Source organism: Bradyrhizobium sp. P3_C3, from assembly GCF_056402655.1.
Map to the genome: position 1 here is coordinate 73,880 of NZ_JBFUGY010000028.1, position 24,733 is coordinate 98,612.

General features: G+C 64.8%; 24 protein-coding genes, 1 tRNA gene and 1 pseudogene. 12 read left to right on the forward strand and 14 right to left on the reverse strand.

All coding sequences use genetic code 11. The annotated features are described in order from the left end of the window. Positions 1–51 precede the first annotated feature (51 nt). Positions 52–3,354 carry an acetyl-CoA carboxylase family protein gene (locus AC1DW2_RS27840; protein ID WP_477007621.1) on the reverse strand — a complete coding sequence of 1,101 codons (3,303 nt, stop codon included), beginning with the start codon at positions 3,352–3,354 and terminating at the stop codon, positions 52–54. A 194-nt stretch (positions 3,355–3,548) separates the two neighbouring features. Next, entirely contained in the window at positions 3,549–5,231 is a 1,683-nt protein-coding gene (locus AC1DW2_RS27845) for a methyl-accepting chemotaxis protein (RefSeq protein ID WP_477007622.1), read from the reverse strand. A gap of 122 nt (positions 5,232–5,353) precedes the next feature. On the opposite strand from AC1DW2_RS27845, the gene AC1DW2_RS27850 reads away from it, so the two are divergent. Beyond that, positions 5,354–6,028: a hypothetical protein gene (locus AC1DW2_RS27850; protein WP_477007623.1), complete on the forward strand. Its 675-nt coding sequence runs from the start codon at positions 5,354–5,356 to the stop codon at positions 6,026–6,028. Positions 6,029–6,039: 11 nt separating this feature from the next. Next, complete coding sequence (locus tag AC1DW2_RS27855) at positions 6,040–6,513, forward strand: hypothetical protein (protein WP_477007624.1); 474 nt, start codon at positions 6,040–6,042, stop codon at positions 6,511–6,513. Between the two features lie 142 nt (positions 6,514–6,655). Here the strand turns inward: AC1DW2_RS27855 and AC1DW2_RS27860 are convergent, their stop codons facing one another. Continuing rightward, on the reverse strand, positions 6,656–7,255 hold the full coding sequence (locus AC1DW2_RS27860) for a TetR/AcrR family transcriptional regulator (protein WP_477007625.1): 600 nt from the start codon (positions 7,253–7,255) through the stop codon (positions 6,656–6,658). A gap of 171 nt (positions 7,256–7,426) precedes the next feature. On the opposite strand from AC1DW2_RS27860, the gene AC1DW2_RS27865 reads away from it, so the two are divergent. Continuing rightward, positions 7,427–7,804 carry a tautomerase family protein gene (locus tag AC1DW2_RS27865; protein ID WP_477007626.1) on the forward strand — a complete coding sequence of 126 codons (378 nt, stop codon included), beginning with the start codon at positions 7,427–7,429 and terminating at the stop codon, positions 7,802–7,804. Positions 7,805–7,921: 117 nt separating this feature from the next. Beyond that, complete coding sequence (locus tag AC1DW2_RS27870) at positions 7,922–8,317, forward strand: GFA family protein (protein ID WP_071917132.1); 396 nt, start codon at positions 7,922–7,924, stop codon at positions 8,315–8,317. A 48-nt stretch (positions 8,318–8,365) separates the two neighbouring features. On the opposite strand, the gene AC1DW2_RS27875 is transcribed toward AC1DW2_RS27870, so the two are convergent. Next, complete coding sequence (locus tag AC1DW2_RS27875; RefSeq protein WP_477007627.1) at positions 8,366–9,295, reverse strand: CobW family GTP-binding protein; 930 nt, start codon at positions 9,293–9,295, stop codon at positions 8,366–8,368. Positions 9,296–9,299: 4 nt separating this feature from the next. Next, the gene (locus AC1DW2_RS27880) at positions 9,300–10,790 is read right to left on the reverse strand and encodes an amidohydrolase family protein (RefSeq protein WP_477007628.1); all 1,491 of its coding nucleotides are present in this window, start codon (positions 10,788–10,790) and stop codon (positions 9,300–9,302) included. A 324-nt stretch (positions 10,791–11,114) separates the two neighbouring features. On the opposite strand from AC1DW2_RS27880, the gene AC1DW2_RS27885 reads away from it, so the two are divergent. Next, positions 11,115–12,071 carry a tetratricopeptide repeat protein gene (locus AC1DW2_RS27885; protein ID WP_477007629.1) on the forward strand — a complete coding sequence of 319 codons (957 nt, stop codon included), beginning with the start codon at positions 11,115–11,117 and terminating at the stop codon, positions 12,069–12,071. A gap of 80 nt (positions 12,072–12,151) precedes the next feature. Here the strand turns inward: AC1DW2_RS27885 and AC1DW2_RS27890 are convergent, their stop codons facing one another. The 4 genes from AC1DW2_RS27890 to AC1DW2_RS27905 form a co-directional block, all read right to left on the reverse strand. Further along, positions 12,152–12,685: a 2'-5' RNA ligase family protein gene (locus AC1DW2_RS27890; protein WP_071909631.1), complete on the reverse strand. Its 534-nt coding sequence runs from the start codon at positions 12,683–12,685 to the stop codon at positions 12,152–12,154. Positions 12,686–12,747: 62 nt separating this feature from the next. Beyond that, positions 12,748–12,822, reverse strand: a tRNA-Glu gene (locus tag AC1DW2_RS27895). A 141-nt stretch (positions 12,823–12,963) separates the two neighbouring features. Continuing rightward, on the reverse strand, positions 12,964–13,506 hold the full coding sequence (locus AC1DW2_RS27900) for a DUF2846 domain-containing protein (protein WP_477007630.1): 543 nt from the start codon (positions 13,504–13,506) through the stop codon (positions 12,964–12,966). A 98-nt stretch (positions 13,507–13,604) separates the two neighbouring features. After that, positions 13,605–13,949 carry a hypothetical protein gene (locus tag AC1DW2_RS27905; RefSeq protein WP_477007631.1) on the reverse strand — a complete coding sequence of 115 codons (345 nt, stop codon included), beginning with the start codon at positions 13,947–13,949 and terminating at the stop codon, positions 13,605–13,607. Between AC1DW2_RS27905 and AC1DW2_RS27910 the strand changes: the two genes are divergently transcribed. The 4 genes from AC1DW2_RS27910 to AC1DW2_RS27925 all read left to right on the forward strand — a co-directional run bounded on the left by AC1DW2_RS27910 (position 13,948) and on the right by AC1DW2_RS27925 (position 17,483). Then, positions 13,948–14,955, forward strand: coding sequence for an RluA family pseudouridine synthase (locus AC1DW2_RS27910; protein ID WP_477007632.1), 1,008 nt, complete (start codon positions 13,948–13,950; stop codon positions 14,953–14,955). The two genes, AC1DW2_RS27905 and AC1DW2_RS27910, sit on opposite strands and share 2 nt — an antisense overlap. A 216-nt stretch (positions 14,956–15,171) precedes the next feature. After that, positions 15,172–16,071, forward strand: coding sequence for an RNA polymerase sigma factor RpoH (gene rpoH / locus AC1DW2_RS27915; RefSeq protein ID WP_014492123.1), 900 nt, complete (start codon positions 15,172–15,174; stop codon positions 16,069–16,071). Positions 16,072–16,460: 389 nt separating this feature from the next. Continuing rightward, positions 16,461–16,802, forward strand: coding sequence for a hypothetical protein (locus AC1DW2_RS27920; protein ID WP_063985480.1), 342 nt, complete (start codon positions 16,461–16,463; stop codon positions 16,800–16,802). A gap of 288 nt (positions 16,803–17,090) precedes the next feature. Next, positions 17,091–17,483, forward strand: a complete 393-nt coding sequence (locus tag AC1DW2_RS27925; RefSeq protein ID WP_028150707.1) for a hypothetical protein — start codon at positions 17,091–17,093, stop codon at positions 17,481–17,483. Positions 17,484–17,594: 111 nt separating this feature from the next. Here AC1DW2_RS27925 and AC1DW2_RS27930 read toward each other — a convergent pair whose 3' ends face one another. The 4 genes from AC1DW2_RS27930 to AC1DW2_RS27945 form a co-directional block, all read right to left on the reverse strand. Continuing rightward, a complete protein-coding gene (locus tag AC1DW2_RS27930) occupies positions 17,595–18,221 on the reverse strand; it encodes a peptidoglycan recognition protein family protein (protein ID WP_354121172.1) in 627 nt (208 codons plus the stop codon). Between the two features lie 34 nt (positions 18,222–18,255). Further along, on the reverse strand, positions 18,256–19,467 hold the full coding sequence (locus AC1DW2_RS27935) for a GGDEF domain-containing protein (protein WP_477007633.1): 1,212 nt from the start codon (positions 19,465–19,467) through the stop codon (positions 18,256–18,258). A 643-nt stretch (positions 19,468–20,110) separates the two neighbouring features. Continuing rightward, positions 20,111–20,722 (reverse strand): LysE family translocator, encoded by a 612-nt coding sequence (locus tag AC1DW2_RS27940; RefSeq protein WP_063985483.1) that lies wholly within the window; start codon positions 20,720–20,722, stop codon positions 20,111–20,113. Between the two features lie 55 nt (positions 20,723–20,777). After that, complete coding sequence (locus AC1DW2_RS27945; RefSeq protein ID WP_477007652.1) at positions 20,778–21,152, reverse strand: response regulator; 375 nt, start codon at positions 21,150–21,152, stop codon at positions 20,778–20,780. A gap of 120 nt (positions 21,153–21,272) precedes the next feature. On the opposite strand from AC1DW2_RS27945, the pseudogene AC1DW2_RS27950 reads away from it, so the two are divergent. Beyond that, positions 21,273–22,097, forward strand: a pseudogene (locus AC1DW2_RS27950) (SDR family NAD(P)-dependent oxidoreductase); the annotation flags it as partial. A gap of 117 nt (positions 22,098–22,214) precedes the next feature. Here AC1DW2_RS27950 and AC1DW2_RS27955 read toward each other — a convergent pair. Beyond that, entirely contained in the window at positions 22,215–23,021 is an 807-nt protein-coding gene (locus AC1DW2_RS27955; RefSeq protein ID WP_477007634.1) for a lytic murein transglycosylase, read from the reverse strand. 167 nt (positions 23,022–23,188) lie between these two features. Here AC1DW2_RS27955 and AC1DW2_RS27960 point away from each other — a divergent pair, with 167 nt between their 5' ends. Further along, a complete protein-coding gene (locus tag AC1DW2_RS27960) occupies positions 23,189–24,121 on the forward strand; it encodes an OmpA family protein (protein ID WP_477007635.1) in 933 nt (310 codons plus the stop codon). A gap of 114 nt (positions 24,122–24,235) precedes the next feature. Beyond that, a complete protein-coding gene (locus AC1DW2_RS27965; protein WP_477007636.1) occupies positions 24,236–24,511 on the forward strand; it encodes a hypothetical protein in 276 nt (91 codons plus the stop codon). Positions 24,512–24,733 lie beyond the last annotated feature (222 nt).

Sequence of the window (24,733 nt, forward strand, 5' to 3'; positions counted from 1 at the left end):
CAGGCGGGGATGTCAATCGGGAACCGGGACGCAGCTATTGCTGCACTGCGCTCACCACGTATCGATGCAGGGTCGCTTCTTCTTCGTCCTTGCGGGCGGCTTCGGCACCGAGCGCACGCCCGCCATGATCCAGCGCCGCGTCTCGGCGGGGTCGATGACGTTGTCGATCTCGAACACCGAGGCGATCGAGACCGCCTTGCCGTTGGCATAGAGCTCGGCGACCTTGTTCCGATAATAGGTCTCGCGCTCCTCGGGGTCGGCGATCGCCTCCATCTCCTTGCGGAAGCCGAGGCGGACATACCCCTCCAGGCCCATGCCGCCGAATTCGCCGGTCGGCCAGGCCGCGGTGAAGAAGGAGGCGTGGAAGCCGCCGCCGATCATCGACTGCGCGCCGAGCCCATAGCCCTTGCGCAGCACGATGCCGAACAGCGGCACGGTAAGGCTCGCGCCTGTCACGAACATGCGCGAGACGTGGCGCACGATCGCGGTCTTCTCGGCCTCCGGGCCGACCATGAAGCCGGGCGTGTCGCAGAGCGAGACGATCGGCAGATCGAAGGCGTCGCAGAGCTGGAGGAAGCGCGCGGCCTTGTCGCCGGCGTCGGCATCGATCGCGCCGCCGAGATGGCGCGGATTGTTGGCGATCAGGCCGAACGGCTTGCCCTCGATACGGATCAGCGCGGTGATCATGCCGACGCCGTAGTCGCGGCGCAGCTCCAGCACGGAATCCTTGTCGGCGACGAGATCGATCACGCTGCGGATGTCGTAGACCCGCAAACGGTTCTCCGGGATCGCACGACGGAGCAGGCGCTGATCGGCGGCCTGCCACTCCGTCACCGCGCCCTGGAAATAGGACAGGTATTTTTGCGCCACCCGCGTCGCCTCCTCCTCGTCCTCGACGAGGATGTCGATCACGCCGTTCGGTGACTGGAACGTAACCGGGCCGACCTCGGCCGGGTGATAGACGCCGAGACCGCCGCCTTCGATCATCGCCGGACCGCCCATGCCGATCGAGGCGTTCCTGGTGGCAATGATGACATCGCAGCAGCCGAGCATCGCGGCGTTGCCGGCAAAGCAATAGCCGGAGACCACGCCGATAACCGGCACGAGACCGGAGAGCTTCGCGAACTGCACGAAGGACGGGCCGTCGAGGCCGGTCATGCCGAGCCGGTCGGTGTCGCCGGGCCGGCCGCCGCCGCCTTCGGCATAGAACACCAGCGGCACGCGCCAGTCTTCCGCAAGCGTCAGCATGCGGTCGATCTTCTTGTGGTTCATGTGGCCCTGCGTGCCCGCGAGCACGGTGTAGTCGTAGGCCACGACGATGCAGCGGCCACCCTCGGGGCCGAACTTCTCGGCATTCACCGTCGCAACACCCATCACGAGGCCATCGGCCGGTGTGCTCTTGATGAGATCGTCGAGCTTACGGCGGCGCCGCTGCGCTGCAATCGCAAGGCTGCCATATTCCATGAACGAGCCGTCGTCGACGAGCTGCGCGACGTTCTCGCGCGCGGTGCGCTGGTTGGTGTTGCGGCGGCGCTCGACCGAGGCCGGCCGGTTCGCATCGAGCGTATTGGCCTGGCGCGCGATCAGCTCGGCAAGATCGGGGCGGATGTGGTCGAGATCGACATCGGCTTCCGCCGCCGACGCATCGGCCGCGACGTCGAGCGGCTCCAGATACATGATCGGTTCGCCATGCATCAGGGTAACGCCATCGCCGGCGACGAGCTTCATGACGCGGCCGCCCTGTTCGGCCATGACCAGATGCTCCATCTTCATGGATTCGATCACGGCGAGCTGCTGGCCCGGGCGCACGATCTCGCCTTCCTTCACCTGGATGGTGACGATGGTTCCCTGCAAGGGCGCAGCAACCATCACCGTGCCTTCGGGCACGATCTGCGCGACGTGCGTCTCCGCGCCATGGCCGCTTCGCTCGGTCGCGGCAAAATAGAGCGGCTTTGCCGCGCCATCGGCCGCCTCGACCAGCTTTGCGATGTTGCGATCGATGAAATCGGTCGCAATGCGGTTGGTCCTGAAATCGGGATGTGCGAGCACGGCCTGGAGGAAGGCGATGTTGGTGACGACGCCGTCGATCCTGAACTCGCGCAAGGCGCGGGAGGCTTTTGCCACGATGTCGTGCCAGGCTTCGCCCGGCGTATGCACGATGACCTTGGCCAGCAGGGAGTCGAACGCCGCGCTGGTCTTGTAGCCGGCGTAACCAAAGCTATCGACGCGGACGCCGGGCCCCGACGGCGGCTCGAACACGGCGAGCACGCCGCCGGTCGGATGCGTCGCCCCCAGCTCGTCCAGCGTCTCCATGTTGACGCGGAGCTGCATGGCGTAGCCGCGCGGCTTTGGGATGGAGCCCTGCGCCAGACCAAGGGAGGCCAATGTTGCGCCGGCGGCGACCGCGAGCTGGGCGCGGACGAGGTCGAGGCCGAGCACTTCCTCCGTCACGGTGTGCTCGACCTGAAGCCGCGGATTGGCCTCGATGAAGGCAAAGCTGTCCTCGGCCGTGCCGTCGACCAGGAACTCGAAGGTGCCGAGATTGTCGTAGGACGCCGCGGTCGCGAGCTGCTTCGCAGCTTCGATGATGCGGCCGCGCAAGGCCTCGCTGAGCGACGGGCTCGGCGCCACCTCGATCAGCTTCTGGTGCCGGCGCTGGATGGTGCATTCGCGCTCCCAGAGATGGGAGATCGCGCCATGGCGATCGCCGATGATCTGCACCTCGATGTGGCGGGCCTGGCGGATCAGGCGCTCGGCATAGACGCCGTCGAAGCCGAACGCCGCCTTGGCCTCGGACTGGCAGCGCGCATAAGCTTCCGCGAGATCGGCGGCATTCTCCACGACGCGCATGCCGCGGCCGCCGCCACCGGCCATCGCCTTGATCACGATCGCCGCGCCCTTGTCCAGGGATTCGAAGAATGCCGTGATGTCCTCGAGGCCCGACGGCCCGCTGGTGCCGGCGATGATCGGCACGCCGCAGCGCTTGGCCAGTTGCCGGGCCGCAACCTTGTCGCCGAACAGTTCAAGCGCGGCCGCCTTCGGCCCGACGAAGGCGATGCCCGCATCCGCGCAAGCCTTGGCGAACGCGGCATTCTCGCTGAGGAAGCCATAACCGGGATGCACCGCGTCGCAGCCGGCGCGCTTCGCCGCCTTCACCACCGCTTCGATATCGAGATAGGCCCGCGCGCCGCGGCCGGGGATTTCGATCGCCTCATCGGCAACGCGTACGTGCAGCGACAGCGCGTCATCGGCCGGATGGATCGCGACCGTCGCGATGCCGGCATCGGCCGCCGCGCGCGCGATGCGGATGGCGATCTCGCCGCGGTTGGCGATCAGGAGTTTCTTGAACGACATGCGGCGTCTCCATGCCCGCGGGCCGAGGCGCGGGTCGGCAGGTTCGATGATCCTGCTTCTTCACTTTAACCGCGCTCGTCAAGGGCGAGAACGCCCGTCGCAATAGCCGGTCCCGCGGGCCGGAATATCAGTTGCCGGCGCGCGCCGTAACGAGGCGCATAATCCGCGCCACGGCAGATAGTATGAGCGCGATGTCAGGCCGCCCGCACGCCCGCAACGAAGGTGCTGACCTCGTTCTCCAGTGATTGCAGCTTCTGCGACAGCCGGCCGCTCGATTGCAGCACGAGGCCCGCGGCCTGGCCCGTTTCTACCGTAGCGTCGGTGACGCCGGAGATGTTCTGCGAGACCTGGTCGGTGCCGGAAGCCGCCTCCTGCACGCTGTGGGCGATCGCCTGCGTCGCGGCGCCCTGCTCCTCGACCGCGGCCGCGATCGACGAGGAGATCTCGTTGACCTCCATGATGGTCTTGCGGATGCTCTCGATGTTGCCGACGACCTGGTTGGTCTCGGCCTGGATCGCGGTGATCTGCGCGCCGATCTCGTCGGTCGCCTTCGCGGTCTGGCTCGCCAGCGATTTCACCTCGCTCGCGACCACGGCAAATCCCCTGCCGGCCTCACCGGCGCGCGCCGCCTCGATGGTGGCGTTGAGCGCGAGCAGGTTGGTCTGCGAGGCGATCTGGTTGATGAGGTCGATGACCTCGCCGATCTTGTGCGCGGCGGCGGCCAGCCCCTGCACGGTGTCGTTGGTGCGCTGACCGTCGGCGGCCGCCTTGTCGGCCACGCTTGCAGCCTGTGCGACGCGCTGGCTGATCTCGGTGATCGAGGACGACAGTTGGCCGGCGGCGGACGCCACCGTCTGCACATTGCTCGACGCCTGCTGGCAGGCGGTCGCGACGAAGCTCGCGCGGTCTGTCGCCTTGTTCGCGGTCTCCGACATGCCTTGCGCGGCCTGCTGCATCGCGCGCGCCTCGGTGAAGACGTCGCGGACGACGGCCTGAACGCTCGCTTCGAACCTGCCGGCGAGATCGGCCATCGTCTTGCGTTTCTCGTCGTCGGCCCTTTGCTTCGTCTCCTGCTGCTCCGCATGCATGCGGCTCACCGCCGACGCATTGTCCTTGAACACGGCAAGCGCCTTGGCGAGCCCGCCGACCTCGTCGCTGCGGCCGGTGTAGGGCACCTCGAACGCGCTGTCGCCGGCGGCGAGCCGCTCGGTCAGCGCGGTGATGTTCGCGAGCGGCCGGGTCACGCTGCGGCCGATTACGAAGGAGCAGGCCAGCACCAGGACCAGGACGGCCAGACAAATGTAGGCGAATGTCGTCGCATTCTGGCGAAAAACGGCATCGACGTCGTCGAGATAAATGCCGGTACCGATGATCCATCCCCAGGGCGCAAAGCCCTTCACATAGGAGATTTTTCCGACCGGCTGCTCGAAGCCCGGCTTCGGCCAGAGATAGCTGTAGAAGCCCGCGCCCTGCTTGTTGACGACGTCGACGAAGCCCACGAACAGCGCATTGCCGGCAGGGTCCTTCATGCCGGAGAGATCCTTGCCGTCGAGCTCGGGCTTGATCGGGTGCATGACCATCTTGGGCGCCATGTCGTTGATCCAGAAATACTCGACCTTGTCATAACGCAGGCTCTTGATCGCTGCGATCGCGGCGACCTGCGCCTGTTCGCGCGGCAGCTTCCCCTCGCTCTCGAGCTTCTGATAGTGCGCCAGGATGCCGTAGCCGACATCGACCATGTGCTGCGTCTTGGCCTGGCGGTCGGCGATCATCTGCGCGCGCAGGGTCGAGAGCGCGATCGGCGCCAGAGCGATCATGCCGAGGAGGCTGATGCCGACAATCAGGACCAGCTTGAAACTGATGCGGGAGAAAAACATCGGTGCTCGCAAGAATTGGAAGGGCTGATATGCCAGTTTATCCCGCACCCCTTAGCGAAGCTTTAAGCATTCGGGTTCTCCAAATCCCCGCAAAATTGCGTTGGAGGCCGCCGGCGTAATGCGTGCGGCTTGGCAGGCTGGCGAGGCTTGGCTGCATCCGGGATCCCGGCTCTTTAGATCTAGAAGACCTCGATATCGCGGCTCCGAGCGTTGACTTGCGGTCGGCTCTGGCGGAACGATCGGCGCAGATCATCAGCGTCAGCTGTGGCGTGAGTGCACAGAAGGCCAGAGGCTCAATGCATCAATCGACATATGGCAAGTCCCTCGACCTTCCCGCGCTGTGCGCGGCGGAGCGGCTCTTCATCTGGGGATTTCGAGCCAAGGCACGCAGCGGAAGCGCCGTTCCGACCGCGGCGGATATCCAGCAAGTGTACGACCACTTTCGCGTCGGCGACGCCGTGCCGTCGCTGGAATCCATCATCGAGATCTTCGCGTGCACGGCGCATACGGCCATCGAAGTCCATTGCCCGACCTGTCCGAAGATGTCGGACAGCGAGCAGGGGATCTTGCGGGCGATCGCCGCGGCACAGCAGGAACGCATCGACGTCGCACGCGAGCAGTTCGAGAGCTGGTTGCCGCCGGTCGGTGCCGATTGGGCTCTCGCGCCCGTGCGGGGGCTTGCAACGATCTTCCGCATGGCTGGCCTCATCCTGCCCGACCGACACGTTCAGTCTTTCGACCATGACCGGACGATGGCGATGAAGAGCTGGCTGGTCGGAAGTCCCACGCTGCACTGACGGGATCGTTCATGCTCCACGATACGTGCGGGTCTGCACCAGTCGAGAAAGCCGGCCAGCCGCGGCTCTGTCCGCTCCAGGCCGCGCTTGCGGCGCGTCCCTGCGTCGAGAGCTACGATGAATTTTCCCGCGTCGCGCTGTCGCTGTTCCGATTTATCGGAGCGGCCTATGCGACCGGCGCCTCCGATTGCTGGGAGGCGGCCTATCGCTTCGCCGACGAGGCGCCGGGCATCGCCGACAGTCCGCTGCTGGTGGCGCGCGCTGCTGCGCTCGTCAGGATCCTGCGCAGCGGCCGGCCGTGCGAACTGTGCTTCATGCCGCCCTCGTGCCGGCGCCTGTCGAAGGACGAGGCGGAATTGATGCGACTGCTGGCGGTGGCGCGCCGCAACCAGCCGGGCGAACTCGAATCAATCGTTTGCCAGTTCGTCGGGAACGAGAACGAGATCGCGACGACGCGGGCGGTCAACGCGCTTGCCTTGTGCTGACGCTTTGATGGGTTCTAGTCGCATCTCAAGCGACCTTGCGCTATCAACATCGCCATGGAGACGCAGTGCTCGATGCCCTCCATAAAACCTCCAGACGGCCCCAGGGATCACCACCGCTGGGGTCGTCGTTTTGCGGCCTGACCTAACCGCCCTTCCTGCCGAGCACGAGATCGATGGTGTGAGCCGCGATCTTGCGCAGCTGCGGCTCGTCGCCGAAGGCACGTTCGAGCACGCCAAGGCCGCGCGTCACCGTGATGATGTGCAGCGCTGCGGCTGCAGGATTGCCATTGAACTCGCCGCGCTCTGCGCCTGCCGCCAACGTCTCTTGAACCAGCATGGTGATGCGCGAGATGAGGCCCGCAAAGGCCTGACGCGCGTCCTCGTCCAGGCCCTCCCCTGCGGCCGCGCCGAGCTCCATCAATCCGCGCGTGGTCGGACATCCCCGCGGCGGCGAGCCCGAGCGGAAGTTGGTGATGGTCAGGTCGAAGAACGCGGTAAGGCGTTTTCGCAGTGAGCCCGCGCCGAGCGCCTTTTGCAGGGCGAGGAGATAATCGCCCGCATAACGCTCATAGGCCTGGAGGAACAGCGCCTCCTTGCTGCCGAAGGCATTGTAGAGGCTGCCGCGCTGAACACCGGCATCGCGCGCGATGTCCGACAGCGACGTGCCGCGCACGCCCTTGCGCCAGAACTGGTCGAACGCGATACGCAGGACGTCGTCGTGGTCGAATTCGCGCGGCCTCAAATCCTGCTCCTCTGCCCGGCAAAAATATTTGACACGATGTCAATAACGTGTTTTCTCGACATCGTGTCAAAAACTGATTGAGATTGATAGCCCGTTTCGTCAATGGGCCCACGGCCGGCGCTTTGCGTGCGCCTTGGCCGATCGGGCCCGCATGCCAAAAGGGACCTGCTCATGCCTCTCCTTCACATCTCGATGCGCGCCGGCAAACCAGAAGCCTACCGGCAGGCGATCCTCGATGGTTTGTACCGCGCCATGCGCGAGGCGCTGAACGTGCCCGAAGGCGACGAGTTCATGACCATCAGCGAGCATGACGCCTCGAACTTCCGCTGCGGCAATGCCTATGGCGTCAAACGCAGCGACGACGCCGTGCTGATCCAGATCACCGTGTTCGCTTCGCGCACGGCGGAGCAGAAAAAGGCGCTGTACCGGCGGATCGCAGACCTACTCGGCGAAAACCCGGGCATCCGCTCCGAGGACGTGTTCGTCAACGTGCTCGATACCCCCGCGGAGAACTGGTCCGTCGGCCACGGCATCGCGCAATTTGCCTGAGCCAGACCTGCAGATATCCTCTTGAGAATTCCCGGCCCGGAGGGTCTGATGAAGTCCGGAGCAAACCTCCGCTGAAGGAAACGATCGCGAAGCCGGCTGAGCCGGATGGAGAGTGAGATGGCCGCATTTCGCGGAAGCTGCCTCTGCGGCGAGGTCGCGTTCGAGGTCGAGGGTCCGTTCGATCGCTTCCTCAACTGCCATTGCTCGCGCTGCCGCAAGGCGACCGGGACGGCGCATGCCTGCGAGGTGATCGTGAAGGCAGGAGCGCTGCGATGGTTGCGCGGTGAAGCATCCGTCGTGCGCTTCGACCTGCCCAACGCGCGAAGCTTTGCGACCGCGTTCTGCAAGATTTGCGGCAGCCCGATGCCACACCTCACACGCAGCGGGCGCGAGGCGATCATCCATGCCGGCGCATTCGACGAGCCGCTGGGGATGACACCGGACCGGCATGCGCATTGGACGTCGCGCGCGGAGTGGTATGTGCACGGGGACGGGCTGCAGGTGGAGGATTGAAGCGCCGCCCGATTTGATCGGGCGCGCCTATGCGCGCTGCAAAGCACGCTACCCATCGGCAATGCACGCCGCCATGATCCCGTCGAGCTCGGCCTTCGAGAGCACGCCGAGCTCGGCGATGAAGACGATCCGCGATCGCGGCACGCCTTCCGCCGGTGCATCGCCCGGCGCGAGCGTCGCGCGGCCGGCGGCGAACTGAAGCACCATCTGGCGCCCGGGTTGCTCGACGGTCTCGAACAGGCCTTTTGCGCGCGCAAGCTTTGGCGCCAGGCGGCCGATCGCCTGCTGCAGGCGCCGCAGCGACAGCGGCTGGTCCGAGGTCCAGCTCAGCGTCTCGAAGCGCTCTTCTGCCGGGCGCTTCGGCCCCGGCTCGCGCGGCGCGGGCGCGCGATCGATAGCCGCGGGGAACAGCAGCGCGGACGGAATCTCGCCGTGCCTGGCATCGACCACGACGGCGGGGACGCGCTGCGCGCGGATGGCTTCGCGCATGCGGGCGCCTGCGCCCTCGTCCGCCAGATCCAGCTTGCTCAGCGCCACGATATCGGCGACGCGCAGCTGCGACCGCATCAGCGCATCATCCAGGGCCGCCGGTAGCGTCGCCGCATCCATCACGCAGAGCACCGTCTCGAGCGGCGCCTCGCGCAGGATCACGGGGTCCATCAGGTTGCGGACGATGTCGGCGGGATCGGCGACGCCGCTGGTCTCGATGACGATATATTCGGGCTTGGGATCGCGCCGAAGCAGCGTCGAGAGCGTGCGCAGGAGATCGCCTTCGAGCGAGCAGCAGATGCAGCCATTGGCGAGGCTGACCACGCCGTCGCTCGCACCCGCGATCAACTCCGCGTCGATGTTGATCGCGCCGAAATCGTTGACGATTGCCGCGATCCGCCGTCCCTCCGCGTTCGCCAGCAAATGGTTGACGACCGTGGTCTTGCCCGCCCCCAGAAAACCCGTCACCAGGAGAATGGGGACCGGCATGGGATCAGCCTTCGACGACGGGACGGCGCACGGGGCGGCCGGGCCGCGCTGCCACGTCCAGCACACCATCGCTGATCAGCGGCTGGCCGCTGACGATCAGATGCCGCACGCCTTCCGAGGGGCGGTTCATCGCCGTGAAGGTCGCGCGGTCCGAGAGCTTCTCGTAGTCGAACACGACGATGTCGGCATCGGCGTCCTTTGCGAGCCGGCCCTTGGCGCGCATCGCCGGCGTGCTCTGCGACAGGATCTCCGCCGGGATCAGCGCGCATTTGCGCACGCCTTCGAGCAGCGACACGGCCTTGCGCTCGCGCACCCATTCGCGGATGAACTTCGTGAAGCAGCCGGCCGAGCGCGGATGCGAGGTGGCGTCATCCGGCAGCGGCCAGGCGTCGCCGGTGTAAGTCTTGCCGTCCGACGTCGTCCACGGCATCGCATCGGATGCGATCGCGCCGCCGGGATACAGCACCGACATATCGAGCAGATCGCGATGATGCGCATTATTGTCGGTATCGAGGATGTGCCAGAGCACCAGCGAGGACGGCTCCTCGGCCTGCGCCTTCAGCAGCTCATCGCGATCGCGGAAGCGGTGACCGTCGGTCACGCGCTGCACTGAATCGTAACCGGTGCCGTTGCGCTCGACGAACTGGGGATCACTGAAGAAGGCCGCGGCCAGCACGGTCGAACCGGTGCCGTAGGGATAGGCTTCGACCGTGATGGGCAAGCCCTGCTCCTGCGCCTTCTCGACCAGCACACGGCAGCGCTCGATGTCGGTCTTGCTCGACGAGTTGAAATGGCAGATGTGCATGTGCGCGCCGGTGGCGCCGGCATAGCCGATCAGGCGGATATAGGCTTCCGCCGCACTTTCGGGGTCGACGCGCGACATGTAGGCGACGTGGGTGAAGGTCGGCACGTCCTGCCTCGCCGCAAGCTGGCAGACCGCGGTCAGCTCCTGCACGCCGGCGCCCGGCGCATAGGCGTTCAGGATGCCGATGCCGATGCCGCCCTCGTTCAGGCCGCGCGAAAGACGCTCGAGGATGCCTGCGACCTCCGCATCGCTCGCCACGTTGTCCATCCAGCGGCGATCGCGCATGGCGTTGCCGAACGCCTCCAGCGAGCTCTCCGCATTCGAGCCCGTCATCGCGCCGATGCGCGCAAACGCCCAGTTGGTGGCGGCGCCGTAGTTCAGCACGCGTCCCTTCCGCGCCTGGCGCTCATACCAGGAGGCGACCGGCAGCACGCCGGCCTCGAGATCGAGCGTCGTCGTCACGCCGTCGAACGCCTGCATGCGGTCGGCCGGGATCGACTGGCCATGCGCGTGCAGATCGATGAAGCCCGGCGCGACCACGAGCCCCGTCGCGTCGATCACCCGCTCGGCGCCGCCAAGGCCGATGCCGACCGCRGCGATCTTGCCGTCCATCACCGCCACATCGCCAATGGCATCCATCCCGCTCGCGGGATCCACCACCCGGCCGCCAGAGATCACCAAGCCGCTCATGTCGTCACTCCGCATGCTATTGCCAGGACCTCCGAAGGCCCGGCAGCAGCTCCGGAGGCGCGGAGCGCATAGTGCAGATTTTGGGGAGAACGACTACCGCCACTGATGCCGATGCTGCATGCGCTCGCGACCTCGCGGCATGTCTTGCCCGAAGGGCAACGGCCCAACAAGCTTCCGGTAGAACGATGGAAAAGATCGCTATAAGGTTGCCGTCGCGGCCGGTCGCGTTGCTTGCGTCGGGATCATCGGCCAAGTGGTGTCGTGCAAGGGGGCGAAATGTCGACAATGTCAAATCGAGGCCTGCGCATCGGCTGCAGGGCAGCTTTGATCACCTCCATCGTCGCTTCGGCAGCGAGCGCGTTTGCGGCCACCCCACAAGACCTGAACGATTGTCAGGACAACAGCAATGTCCCGCGCATGATGGCAGCGTGCAGCAGCCTCTCCCAGGACGCCAGACTGCCTCCCGGTGCAAGATCCATGGCGCTGCTCAAGCATGGCTTCGGAAATTTTGCACTCGGCAACATGGATGCGGCTCAAGCCGACTTCACCGAGGCGGTCAGGCTCAACCCGAAGAACAACTACGCTCATCACGAGCTGGGACTGACCTTGGCCAAAAAGGGCGACACCACACGCGCAATCGCTTCGCTCACCGAGGCCATCAATCTTGATCCTTCAGGTGCCGCAAGCCGGTTCATTCGCGGGCAGATTTATATGTCCGAGGACAGGTTGGACGAGGCGATCCGGGATTTCACCGATGCCATCAGGCTTGGGCCCGACAAGAACACCACCTTTGCGAAAGACCAGGAGGTGAGTCGTCCGGAGGCCGATCGCGTCGCGGCTGACTACTACGCGGCCCGGGGAGATGCGTACTATCGGAGAGGCGATTTCAGGGATGCCGCTTCGGACTACGACCGGGAGGCGCGGTTTTCCGATCTCGATGGCTACGGCGTGATTTGGGGATCGGTGGCGCGGATGCAGGGACGATCTGCCGATGCGGGCATCGCGCTGTCTGCTGCACTCGACAAGGGCCAGCTCAGGGATTGGCCGAGAACCGTTGGCGAATTGCTCGTCGGCCGGATCACTCCCGCCGCAGCCCTGGCTTCGGCCAGGAATTCAGATCAAACCTGCGAGGCCCACTACTACGCGGGGATCGCTCAGCTCAAGGGCAAAGATACAGTTGCGGCCCTGAAAGAATTTGCGACTGCGCGAGACGGATGCCCGACCTCGTTTCGAGAGTATCGTGCCGCCATTGCCGACCTGAAGCGATTGCAGTCGCAGTGATCGCGCCTTCGCCTGCAACATGTTTGCTAGCGACTTGGCGTCGAAGCTACCGACCTTGCCCACCGTGGCCGTGCCATCGACTACGGGGGCAATCGCTGCTCAGCGATTACCTGAACCGGCGGAAAGGCAACGCAATCTGCCACGTCGAACAGCACTTCCATGCTTCGATCAAACGATCGCGCAAAAGCAATCGCGTCATCACGCCGCTCATCGGCGATGCGCAAGCCGAGCGTACAATGCGGCGTCCATGCCCCGGGCCGGTAATGAGGGCGGCAATGCGCCGGGTCGATTGCGGCGCTGACCGAGCTGTGGATGCGGGTTAGCGCCTCATTGGAGCTCGGCTCCGCCCAGAGAACGAGAGGCGAGCCTGCGAACCAACGAATCCGTTTGAACTCGATGCGAAATTGCGCTTCGCCAGCGACGGCCGCCAGCATGGCCGCCCATGCTATCTTTTCGTCGATCGCAGGCGAGTCGTAGATCGCAAATGTAAAATGTGGCCGGTAGCCAAGGGTGCGCATCGAAGGCTCGACTTCGAACGCTACGACCTGATCCCACAGCCGCTCGATCTCACTTGCTGAATTGTTATCGGCTCGAACGTTGATCGCCAATGCCACAAGTGCTCACCCAGCGGGGGGAACAATCAAATCGAGATCAAGGGAAGGTAGCTTCAAGGCAATGGCGCTCCCTAGGGGAATCGAACCCCTGTTTCAGCCTTGAGAGGGCCGCGTCCTAACCGCTAGACGAAGGGAGCGTGAGGGACAGGACATAGCCGCGAATTTTGTCGGCGGCAAGCCTCGATCGGGGGCGAAAACCCCGGATATGCACGGTCAATGCGGCTTAGGCTTAATTGCGCGGCGGGCCGCCGCGCGCCCTACGAAACCGCCGGGAACACTCACGGCTGCTTCAGTTTCTCGATCGCCGCAGCGCCGGCGGCCGGCTCCAGGCGGAACAGGCCCGCGCCCGCAAAGGCGGATTTGAACGGCGAAGAGGAGCGGATCTGGTGGCCGCGGCTGCCGGCGACGGCMTGGTTGAGCAGATCCTGGCCGATGGCGCCTGTCCGCTGCGTCCCGACGCCAAAATAGTAGGTCTTGCCGGCCTCGACGGGGACTTCGACCTCATAGTCCGTCATCGACATCTTCATGTGGGAGGCGATCTTGTGGACGCCCGGCGGCCGGTCGACGAAGAAGAACGTCCCCATGTCGACCTTTCCGACGGACTTGCCGTCGATCAGGATTTCCGACGAGGCCGCCATTCCGCCCATCGCGCCGAAAATGCCCTTCTCGCGCAGGAAATAGAGCCGTGCGTTCCGCGAGCCGGTTGGCTTGGCCTGCGCCGTGGGTTGTTTGGCCGGCTGTGCGAGCGCCGCAAATCCAGCGCATCCGGACGATCCGACAACGAGTGCAATTGCGACGACGCGCGACTTGATACGTCCCATTCCCAGTCCCAGCCCAACTTCCCAAGCCCAAGAGCTAAATCAGAAGTTGCGTGGCAAGACAAACTGGACCGGAGAACGATCAACAGCCGTGGCCAGCCTTACGGCTCATTGGCAAATTTCAGCTTTCCGGCCGGCTTCAGGGTGTGGGCGTCGAAGGTGCGGATCTCGATGAGGCCGCCCACGTCCAGCGTGACCACGAGGCGGTCGCCGGCGACCCCGGTCGAGACGATCTTGGCGCCCTTGGGCAGGGCGGCGGTGACGTCGCCGGCCATTTCGGACGCCCTTCCCTCCGACTTGAAAAGGCGGTAGCCCACCGCAATCAGGACGGCGCAGATTGCCAGCGCCGTGGTCAACCCCGCGATCAGCATCATCCGCCGCACCCGCGCGAACAGCGCGGCCTGCTCGGGGCTCGGTTCGGGAACAGCGGTATCAGACGTCGTCATGGATAGCTCAGGCTCTGCGCAAAGGTTGGAGGTGGTGGTCGCCGGTGACGAGGGCTCGGCCCGGCTCGACCGCGTGCTGGCGGCGCACCTCACCGACCTGTCACGATCGAGGCTGAAAGCCCTGATTTTGGCGGGCGCGGTGAGCCTCAAGGACGCCGCGATCCGCGACCCCGCTTATCACGTCACATCCGGCGATACGATCACAATCGACGTGCCGGAGGCGGCCCCACCGGAGCCCAAGGGTGAGGATATCGCCCTCGATATCGTGTTTGAGGACGACGACATCGTCGTCCTCAACAAGCCGAAGGGCCTCGTCGTGCACCCCGCGGCCGGGCACGAGACCGGCACGCTGGTCAACGCGCTGATCGCCCATTGCGGCGGCTCCCTCTCCGGCATCGGCGGGGTGCGCCGGCCCGGCATCGTGCACCGGCTCGACAAGGACACGACCGGGCTGATGGTGGTCGCCAAGAACGACCTCGCCCATGCCTCGCTCACCGCGCAATTCGCCGATCACGGCCGGACGGGTGCGATGCGCCGCGGCTACATGGCCTTCGCCTGGGGGCTGCCAGGACGCCACCGCGGCACCGTCGATGCGCCGATCGACCGCCACCCGTATGCGCGCGAGAAGATGGCGGTGCGCCAGGGCGGCCGCGAGGCGGTGACGCATTGGGAGCTTCTGGAGAGTTTTGCGGGGCGTGACGGCAAGCCGATCGCCTCCCTGCTCGCCTGCGAGCTCGAGACCGGACGCACCCACCAGATCCGCGTCCACCTCGCCCATATCGGCCATCCCCTGATGGGCGACGCCGTCTATGGCCCGCACTTCAAGACCAAGGCGAACCACCTCGGCCCGGAGTCGCACGCGACTCTCGCCACGCTTGGGCGGCAGGCCCTGCATGCCTATTTGCTGGTATTGGAGCACCCGAGAACCGGAGAATTACTCCACTGGGAAGCGCCGCTGCCGAAGGATTTGCTTCTCCTTCAGGGTGCCCTGAAAGCGGCGCTATGACGCAGGCCACCTTGGAAAAGCGTTACATTACAAAAAGTTATAGCTGCCACACGGGGACGTGACGTCAGCAATCCTTCCCTTTTTGACCCCCCATGGGGTATATTGCGCTTGCGTTGGAAATGACCAACGGAACATCGCAGCTACGGCCGGCTTTAACACAGCGGTCGTCTGCCTGGCCCGCCGCTATCGGGGGCCTGAACCTTGGAGGGCTTCATCATGGCCCGTACCGCTGCTTTGCCGGTCCTTAATGGAGAATCCGGCCTTTCTCGCTACCTCGCCGAGATCCGCAAGTTCCCGATGCTGGAACCCCAGCAGGAATACATGCTCGCCAAGCGTTGGCGTGAGCATGACGATCGCGACGCGGCGCACCAACTCGTCACCAGCCATCTCCGACTCGTGGCCAAGATTGCCATGGGCTATCGCGGCTACGGCCTGCCGATCTCCGAGGTCGTCTCGGAAGGCAATGTCGGCCTCATGCAGGCGGTGAAGCGTTTCGAACCCGAAAAGGGGTTCCGTCTCGCCACCTACGCGATGTGGTGGATCAAGGCGTCGATTCAAGAGTACATCCTGCGTTCCTGGTCGCTCGTGAAGATGGGCACCACCGCGAACCAGAAGAAGCTGTTCTTCAACCTGCGCAAGGCGAAGAGCAAGATCAACGCGCTGGACGAGGGCGATCTGCGCCCCGACCAGGTGAAGATCATTGCCAAGCGCCTCGGCGTCACCGATCAGGACGTGATCGACATGAATCGTCGCCTCGGTGGCGACGCGTCGCTCAACGCACCGATCCGCGATGACGGCGAAGCCGGCGAGTGGCAGGACTGGCTGGTCGACAACACGCCCAACCAGGAAGCCATGCTGGCGGAGCACGAGGAGTATGACGAACGCCGTGACGCGCTGAACGGCGCCATGGGCGTGCTCAACCCGCGCGAACGCCGCATCTTCGAGGCTCGCCGCCTCGCCGACGAGCCGATGACGCTGGAAGACCTTGCCGCCGAGTTCGGCGTGTCGCGCGAGCGCGTCCGCCAGATCGAAGTCCGCGCCTTTGAAAAGGTGCAGGCCGCGGTCAAGGGCACGATCGCACGGGCGGAACAGGCCGCGCTGGAAGCCGCGCATTAAGCGGGCTTTTCTCGCGGTAGATATTGGCGGATCGACAAGAGACAGAAAGCCGGCGGCAACGCCGGCTTTTTTGTTTGCACCGACGCTCTGTCTGAGTGATCCGCCGTGCCTTCTCTGCGCGATGCGAAGCGCGCCGCACTCGCTATCATGCCCCGGCTTGAACCGGTACCGGCAGCGAGATCTCGAACGCAGGCCTCTGGAATACTGGATCGCCCGGTTGAACCGGGCGATGACAGCGGGGGTTGTGGCGGAGAGCCCTGCCAAGTGAGACCGCCATCACAGTCTCCTTCTCCTGGCCGACCTAGAACCGGGCTTGCCTTGAACCCGCGCGTCCGGTCGACCGACCCAGAATTATCGGGCCGGCGGCCTCAACCGAACGGACACCAACCGTGTCGATCATCCTGCAATCCACCGTCGGCGGCTTCTCCGCCCAGTTCATGCGCAAGCTGCCGCTGGTCGAGCAGGCGATGCGCGAGCACGGGCTCGATCCCGCGGAGTTCGTCATCTCCAAGGACTATGCGTCGACCGCGACGATCCCGCTTATGGGCCCGTTCTTCTATAATTACAGCGTGTTCTTCGGCGACGAACAATTCACCGTCACCGAGCCGAACGACATGGTGTTCCTGGATTACTTCTTCAAACGCGTGCTGGCGTCGGACGGCCCGCCAGAATTGCCACGGCGGCCGGGATTGATGCGGCGGCTGTTCGGCTGGATGGCGCAGCCGGTTTAGCTCGTCATTCCGGAGCGCGTCATGAATGCTTCCCGCTCAATCGTCCTTGTCGATCACGCTTGCCGCAGGACGCTTGCTGATGTATGTGCTGCCGCCCGGCGCGATATCGCGCCTTTGTTGTTCAGCGCAACCAAGGGAGGCGACATGAAAAGTAGATCGATACGTTCTGACCGCCGACCTCTTTGATCGGCAATCGGTCATAAGCTGAACGCCGCTTCGCGGCTGTTCTCCATTCATTGCATCTGGCTGCGAGGGGCGCGACGCAACAAGGCGTCGCGCCGTGTCGTCATGTATTTGCGGTTCGTTACACCGCTCATCCACCCGCACAGTCGCGTGGAGAGCGGCTTCTTTCGTGCGTCCTGGTATGTCCAGCGAAACAACTGTCCGGACTGGATCCGGCATGAGCTCTCGGACCAGTTCAATTGGTTCGCGCAGCATCTGCCGCTTCCTGGACGCATCGCGCGTCACTTCAAGCGGCGCGATTCGATCTGGGGCATTTGCTGGTTCGATCCTCAAGCCCGCGAGGCTGTCAGCCGCGCGCGCTACTGCGCTTGGCTGCTCGAGGAGGGTGGCCTGCCGGTGCGCACGATTACAACCTCGCGCCAGCGCGAAGTGATCTGGCGCGACGCGCACCAGATCGTCACGAAGCCTTCCGCCGATCTTCCCAAGGCATTCCCCTGAGCCTGGGAAGACCGGTGGACTTAGGATGGCGATGAGAGCCGATAGCGATCGCTCTCGACGGCCGTCCGGCACCGGAGGTTTCGGCCTTCGGTTGCCGGACGCGGCTGCTCGTCACTCCCCCCACGTCCGCGCCAGCGTCGCGAGCCAGCAGCCTTCGCAATAGCGGGCGTCCTTGTAGTCGATCCAGTTGTGCGCATAGACGTGGTCGAGCGGGATGCCGTAGCGCGCGCGCAGCACCTTCACGAGGATCTTCCAGGCCGCGACCTGCGCCTCGGTCGGGCCCGCGGTGACATCCGGATAGTTGCCGGCGAACTCGACGCCGATCGAGTTGTCGCGCACCACTTGGCGATAGGTCGATCGGTTGTCGATATACTTGTTGTCGTTGCGGTTGGCGCCGTCGCCATGGGTCGGCACCAGGTTCTCGGCAACCGCCCAATAGACCGTGCCGTCGGTCTCGACCCACACAGTGACGCCGCGGCGCGTCGGGTTCTTCGACTGCTCCGCCGCGCCGCCGCGCGCCGAACCTGTCGGCCCCTCGGTCTGGTGCACGATGATGTTGCGCCAGGGATGGGCGTCGCGGACATCGCCCCATGGTGCGAGCCAGACCATTTTCAGGCCGGGAATGTCAGGCGTGCCGGAGACGCGCGCGATCTTCGCGAGCTCGGCGTCCGTTGCGGCGGCTGGGGTGAGCAGAAGAAGGGCGGCGAGAAAAGCCGCGAGCAGGCGGAGGATCATCATACGGGTCCAGGGCGGGCCCAAATCGTAGCAGGCTTTATGCGAATTTGCGCGTGGCCTCGCCGAGCCCGGGCCGCTCAGGCGAGAGCGGCGGGGCCGGATCGTAGACGGCAAAGTCGTTCTTGCCGTTTTTCTTGGCGGCATAGAGGGCGTGGTCGGCATGGGCGATGAGGCGGTCCGGAAACTGGCCGATGCCGCGGTCCCATTCGGCAACGCCGATCGAGATCGCGATCGGGATGTCCCTGGTTGTACAGGCCGCGGCGTCCAGGCGGCAGACCTCGAGCACGCGGCGGGCGATCGCGGCAGCCTCGCGCAGGGACGAGGACGGCAGCACGACGCAGAACTCGTCGCCACCGGTGCGGGCCAGCATGTCGCCCGGCCGCAGCCGCGTTTGCGCCATCAGGGTGAAGTGCTGCAGGCAGGCATCGCCCGCGGCATGACCATGGGTGTCGTTGATGGCCTTGAAGCCGTCGAGATCGATCACCATCAGCGAGAACGGCTCGCCGCTGCGCTCGGACCGGGCGCATTCCTCAGACAGGCGCTGCAACAAATGCCGCCGGTTGGCGACGCCGGTGAGATCGTCGAGCAGCGCGAGGTCGGCGACCTCGTTGCGCAGGCGATCCATCGCCATCAGCAGGAAGCCGAAATTGAGCGTCATCGACAGGAACAGGAGGCCCAGCACCATGACGCCATGAGCCTGACCGCCGGCGCGCGCCGAGAAATCGTGGCCGAGCAGATTGCCCAGCGTGCGAACCGCAAGGATCCCGATGATGGTGAGGATGACGATGCCGGACAGCCGTGCGCCCGGGCTGACGCGGCCTTCCGGCGGTGCCAGGAGCAGACGCAGCGCCAGCACCAGCGGCAAGGCCTGGCCGAGCGTGTAGCTGAGCATGCGCAGCTGCATGTGCTCGAAGCCGACCATGAAGAACACGACGCCGGCGAGGCTTAGCACCCCCGTTGCGGTCATGACGCGCCATGCGACCGGCCGGTCATAGAAACGCTGAATGCCCATGGCGGCAAGGCAGCTCGCCGCGATGACGCCGGCAGCGCCGACAAGAAGGGGCAGGGGAGAGGCGACGAACAGGCGGACCAGGGCCGTCATCGCGCCGGTGGCGCCGATGAACGACGATGCCATCCAAAACCGCGCGGCCGCAAATTTCGGATAGGAGCGCGTCACGTAGGCCCAGATCAGGCCAAGCGCCAGGAAGTTGACGACGAAGACCGTCCAGAGTGTCGGTACGTTCAGCATGGCGCGTGCGGCACGCGCAGCGTCGCACCCCCCATCTCTGGCAGCCGTTCGTCCATGACCCTTCCCCGCGTTCTTGCGGAGAAGAATGCGCGGATTGCACTTAACGGAACCTCACTGCGATCTGCGAAAGCTCGTCCTTGGTTTTGGATTCATGAACAGTGCGCCGCGATTATCGGATCGTTAGGCATGTCGCGGCCTCCCTGCGCAGCCACGCCGATGCGCATCGCGATGCGGATTCGTGGGCAAAAATCACCCGAAAATGCATCTGAGCTGTGGATAACGTAATGACACAGATGTGACAGCACGGGGCAGCCGCCCGCGAATCTGCTGAGTTTGTGGTCGAGGATGTTGCGAGGCTGGCCCTCCGCCGAGCATCCCTCGTGTCGCGTTTAACCATGAACCCTTGAGAGGATACTATGGCTAAGAAAGCGAAGAAGGCGAAGAAGGCGACGAAGAAAAAGGCCAAGAAGGCCGCCAAGAAGAAGTAGCCAGCATGTTCTTTGCCCGGGTGGAGCCTCGCTCCGCCCGGGCGTCGGGTAAGGGTCGAGAGAGTCTAGGGATGGCGGGCGCAAGGCCCGCTTTTTTATTGCTCCACGCTCAGTTGCGGCATCTCCCCGCAAGCGGGGAGAGATGAAGGCGAAGCCTACCGCTCCGCAAACGCCAGCTTGGCACCAAGCGCGGCAAAGCCGGCGGCAAAGCTGCGACGCAGCCAGGCCATGACGCGCGGCCGGGAGATGACGCGATCGCGCACCGACGCCGCACAGAGACCGTAGAGGACGAACACCGCAAAGGTCATCGCCATGAAGGCGCCGCTCAATTCCAGCATCCGCGCCAGCACATGGGCTTCATCCACCGCGATGAACTGCGGCAGGAAGGCCAGGAAGAAGATCGACAGTTTCGGATTGAGGATGTTGATCAGAAAGCCGGTGACGATGACGCGGCGGCTCGACCGCTCCTTGATCTCGCCATCGACCGCGAGCGCTCCGGTCTCACGCAGCGCCTGCCAGGACATGTAGAGCAGATAGGCGACGCCGCCCCATTTCAGCGCGGCAAAGGCGAGCGCGCTGGTGTGCAGCACCGCGGCAAGCCCAAGCATCGCAGCTATCATGTGCGGCACGATCCCGAGCGTGCAGCCGAAGGCGGCAGCGATGCTGGCGCGCGAGCCGCGGGTCAGCGCCGCAGCCAGGGTGTAAAGCACGCCGGTGCCGGGCGAGGCGACGACGATGAGCGAGGTGAGCAGGAAGGACAAGGTCATGAGCAGACCCTATCACCGCGCCTCACGGCAAGAAAGCGAGCCCCCGGATCAACCGTCAGGACAGCTGCGCGAGCTCGGCCTCGCGGAGCACGTCGAGCGGCGCCCATGGCTTGGCCCAGAATTTCGCGCCATCGGGCAAGGGCTGCGCCAAGGGGCGGCCGGAGGTGACGACGATGTCGAGCTTTGGATTGCGGTCCTTGGCGACGTGCGCGAGCTCGACCCCGGTCATGCGCCCCGCAAGCTGGACGTCCGTCAGCATCAGACAGAGCGCGCCGGCGCTTCTGTCGAGCACCCGTTGGGCAGCCTCGGCGCTATCGCACTGGATGACCTGATAGCCGCTCTCCTCCAGCAGAAGACTGAGCATCTCCCGTTGCATGACGTCGTCTTCGACGATCAGCGCCGTCGCGCAAAATGGTTCTGCCTGTCCCATGGGGCTGCTCCAGTGCTTGCTTGCGTAACCTATGTTAAGGAGCCAGTTCGCCGGTGGTTCAGTTCCATCATGAAAAATGTAGATCATAGTTCCACACGACCGGCTTGACGGGGGGACATCATGACTGCAATTCGCGGCGCCGCCGCCATCACTGGAGCGGCGAGCGGCATCGGGCGCGCGCTGGCAATCGAGCTCGGAAATCGCGGCTGCGATCTCGCGCTCGCCGATCGCGACGAGGCCGGATTGAAGACGCTCGCCGCCGAGATCGGTGCCACACGCAAGGTCAGCGTGCATCGCGTCGACGTCAGCGAGCCCGGCGACATCGCGGAGTTCGCGCGTGATGCGATCGCGGCGCATCCCGCGCTCGGCATCGTCATCAACAATGCCGGCGTGGCGTTGATGGGATCGTTCGAGGAGATCGACCAGGCGCAGATGGAGTGGCTGTTCGACATCAATTTCTGGGGCGTGGTGCACGGCACGCGCGCTTTCCTGCCGCATCTGAAGACGCTGGCAGAGGCGCACATCGTCAACGTCTCCTCGATCTTCGGCATCATCGCGCCGCCAGGACAGTCGGCCTATGCCGCCGCCAAGTTCGCGGTGCGCGGCTTTTCCGAGAGCGTGCGGCACGAGCTTGCGGTCGCGGGCAGCCCCGTAAAACTGTCGGTGGTGCATCCCGGCGGCGTCGCCACCGCCATCGCGCGCAATTCGCGCACCGGGGTCGGCGTCACCGACAATGCGCGCCGCGCGCAATCGATCGAGCGGTTCGAGAACGCGGCAAAGACCACGCCGAAAGACGCCGCGCTGCGCATCATCAAGGGCATCGAGAACAACCAGCCCCGCATCCTGATCGGCAACGACGCCCGCTTCATGGACTTGTTGCAGCGCTTCCGCCCGGGCACCTATTGGGCGCCGTTGCAGCGCAAGCTGGAGAAGATGGCGAAGGGGACGCGAGATCGTAGGGTGGGCAAAGCGAAGCGTGCCCACCACTTCCGACGACACGAAGGATGGTGGGCACGGCGCTACGCGCCTTTGCCCACCCTACAAACTATGTGCCGGCCCGCTTCACTGCCCCGCCAGCCGGTCCGCAAAATAGCCGATCGTCTTGCGGTAGATCACCGCCCTGTTCCACTCCCGCATCGCCTCGAAATTGGCGGTGCCTTCGCCGTAGGGCTGGCCCATCTTGAAGCCGCTGGTGTGAAGCAGGTTCGCGGTCGAGGCGAGTACGTCGGACACGCTGTGGCGCAGATCGACGTGGCCGTCGCCGTCGAAATCGACGCCGTATTTGATGTAGGACGACGGCAGAAACTGGGTCTGGCCGATCTCGCCGGCATAGGCGCCGATCAGGTCGCGCAGCGGCAGGTCGCCGCGCTGCACGATCTTGAGCGCGGCGAGCAGCTCGCCCTGGAACAGCTCGGTGCGGCGGCAATCATGCGCGAGCGTGGCGAGCGTGCGGATCACCGGCAGCTTGCCGATGTCGCCCTTGCCGAAATCGCTTTCCAGCCCCCAGATCGCGACCAGGATATAGCGGGGCACGCCGAACTGCTGCTCGATGCGCGAGAGCAGCGCCGCGTGGCGCTGCAACAGTGCCTTGCCGCCATTGATGCGGCCAGGGCCGACGCGGGTCGAGACATACTGCTCGAAGCTCTTGTTGAAGGTGTAGCGCTGGCGCCGGTCGAAGGCGAGCACCGCGCCATCCTGGGCGATACCGCTGAAGGCCGCGCTGGTCACGCTCGCCGAGACGCCGGCTCCTTGCGCCTCCGAGCTCATGCTGGCGACGAAGCTGTTGAAGTCGCCGCCGCAACGCGCGGCCTGCGCCGATCCGCCGGCCAGACAGAGGATGAAGGCGGCGGCCAGGGCGAGTCTCGACATGCGGGAAAATCCTTTGAAGAATGAACGCGGAAGCGCGCGATCATGCCCGGGAACCGGATTCGCGTCAAAGCGGCAGATCCTCGCCAGAACCGATCGTCAGAACCGATCGTATCTTGGCCGCGACAAATGAATTGCGCTCGCCCCGTCCCCAACCGATCGAGATGACCATGCCCATTCCGCACCGGATGTTCGCTGTCCTCGCCCTGCTCTCCTTCACCGCCACGGCCGCCGCCGCGCAGACCCGCGATGTCGCAGGCAGCCGCGACTATCCCGGCATCGGCCGCTTCACCGGCAGCGTCATCACCGGCTACGTGACGAAGGATTTTGACGCGGCACGGATGCAGGCGGCCGCCTTTAGGGACGGCCAGCCGGCTGATGCGCGGCGGCTCGAAGGCCGCATCTTCCGCATCGCCTATCGCACCAATCCCGGCCCCTCGATCCTGGAAGTGTCGCGCAATTTCGAGACGCAACTTGCGAAAGCTGGCTTCGAGACCTTGCTCGCCTGCGACACCGACGCCTGCGGTGCCATTCCCTTCACGGAAAGCATCGACACGCTACCGGTCCCGCAGATGTGGGTCGACGGCTTCAACTACCGCTATTTTTCCGGCCGCAAGACCGAAGGCGGGCGCGAGACCTATGCCAGCGTCATCGTCAGCCAGAACAACCAGGACATTTATGCGCAGGTCACGGTCGCCGAGCTCGGCGCGATCGCGAACAAGATGGTCGATGCTGCCGCGATGGCGAAGGGCCTTGGCGAGACCGGCCACATCGCGCTCTACGGCATCTATTTCGATACCGACAAGGCGGTGCTGAAGCCGGAGAGCCGCCCGACGCTGGAGCAGATCGCAAAGCTGCTGACGAGTCAGCCGCAGCTCAACGTCTTCATCGTCGGCCACACCGACGGCCAGGGCGCTTACGAGTACAATCTCGATCTCTCGAAGCGCCGCGCCGAAGCGGTCGCAGCCGAACTCGTGAAAAGCTTTCGGATCGCGCAGACGCGGCTGCGCACCGCCGGCGTCGGATTGCTGTCACCCGTCGGTTCCAACGCTACGGACGCCGGCCGCGCGCTCAACCGGCGCGTGGAGCTGGTGGCGCCGTGACGGCCTCACTCATCTTCCCACCTGCGCTCCGAGTATCTGTTGAATGGCGTTGTCGGTGGAGAAGTGGCTCGTCGTAGCGGAACTCGTCACGTGTACGCAGTGAGATGTGCAACCGTGGACATGGAACTCGTTCGCACAATGGAACACAACCTGTGCACGCGGACGGAAGACGTGCAGGCGAACGCGCTTTTTTACAAAGCACGCACCTCTTCGTTGCGTTGCGAGAGCGGGAAATATGAACAAAGTGATTTGGCCGTCCAAACAATTGCTTTGATGCGCATCAAAACCAGACATCGCGACCAGCGCATATCTGACGCGCTCGATGCGACATCACAGCGTCAACGATTTGCCTTGCCACGGCATGTCGCAGATTATAGTCTTCTATTCTAGGTTGTCGCCCCGCCAGCCCCGGGCGACGCTGAAGACCAAAAATAAACGGCGGGCTTTGCGGCCCGCCGTTTATTGAGCGAAGGGTCGCATCGGATTTTACGAAGCGCCGGACGCATCCGAACATCCCGCAACGGACTTCATCGATCGATTGCGCAGCCGATACCGCCGCGACAGGTCCGTGTGACCACCGGAAAACCCGCCAAAGTCATTTGACTATGGCGC

Excerpts from the sequence above, each read along its gene's own strand:
- AC1DW2_RS27840 (WP_477007621.1), bottom strand. The coding sequence starts at position 3,354 with ATGTCGTTCAAGAAACTCCTGATCGCCAACCGCGGCGAGATCGCCATC.
- AC1DW2_RS27845 (WP_477007622.1), bottom strand. The coding sequence starts at position 5,231 with ATGTTTTTCTCCCGCATCAGTTTCAAGCTGGTCCTGATTGTCGGCATC.
- AC1DW2_RS27855 (WP_477007624.1), top strand. The coding sequence starts at position 6,040 with ATGCTCCACGATACGTGCGGGTCTGCACCAGTCGAGAAAGCCGGCCAG.
- AC1DW2_RS27865 (WP_477007626.1), top strand. The coding sequence starts at position 7,427 with ATGCCTCTCCTTCACATCTCGATGCGCGCCGGCAAACCAGAAGCCTAC.
- AC1DW2_RS27870 (WP_071917132.1), top strand. The coding sequence starts at position 7,922 with ATGGCCGCATTTCGCGGAAGCTGCCTCTGCGGCGAGGTCGCGTTCGAG.
- AC1DW2_RS27875 (WP_477007627.1), bottom strand. The coding sequence starts at position 9,295 with ATGCCGGTCCCCATTCTCCTGGTGACGGGTTTTCTGGGGGCGGGCAAG.
- AC1DW2_RS27910 (WP_477007632.1), top strand. The coding sequence starts at position 13,948 with ATGGATAGCTCAGGCTCTGCGCAAAGGTTGGAGGTGGTGGTCGCCGGT.
- AC1DW2_RS27905 (WP_477007631.1), bottom strand. The coding sequence starts at position 13,949 with ATGACGACGTCTGATACCGCTGTTCCCGAACCGAGCCCCGAGCAGGCC.
- rpoH (WP_014492123.1), top strand. The coding sequence starts at position 15,172 with ATGGCCCGTACCGCTGCTTTGCCGGTCCTTAATGGAGAATCCGGCCTT.
- AC1DW2_RS27925 (WP_028150707.1), top strand. The coding sequence starts at position 17,091 with ATGTATTTGCGGTTCGTTACACCGCTCATCCACCCGCACAGTCGCGTG.
- AC1DW2_RS27930 (WP_354121172.1), bottom strand. The coding sequence starts at position 18,221 with ATGATGATCCTCCGCCTGCTCGCGGCTTTTCTCGCCGCCCTTCTTCTG.
- AC1DW2_RS27935 (WP_477007633.1), bottom strand. The coding sequence starts at position 19,467 with ATGCTGAACGTACCGACACTCTGGACGGTCTTCGTCGTCAACTTCCTG.
- AC1DW2_RS27940 (WP_063985483.1), bottom strand. The coding sequence starts at position 20,722 with ATGACCTTGTCCTTCCTGCTCACCTCGCTCATCGTCGTCGCCTCGCCC.
- AC1DW2_RS27945 (WP_477007652.1), bottom strand. The coding sequence starts at position 21,152 with ATGGGACAGGCAGAACCATTTTGCGCGACGGCGCTGATCGTCGAAGAC.
- AC1DW2_RS27955 (WP_477007634.1), bottom strand. The coding sequence starts at position 23,021 with ATGTCGAGACTCGCCCTGGCCGCCGCCTTCATCCTCTGTCTGGCCGGC.
- AC1DW2_RS27960 (WP_477007635.1), top strand. The coding sequence starts at position 23,189 with ATGCCCATTCCGCACCGGATGTTCGCTGTCCTCGCCCTGCTCTCCTTC.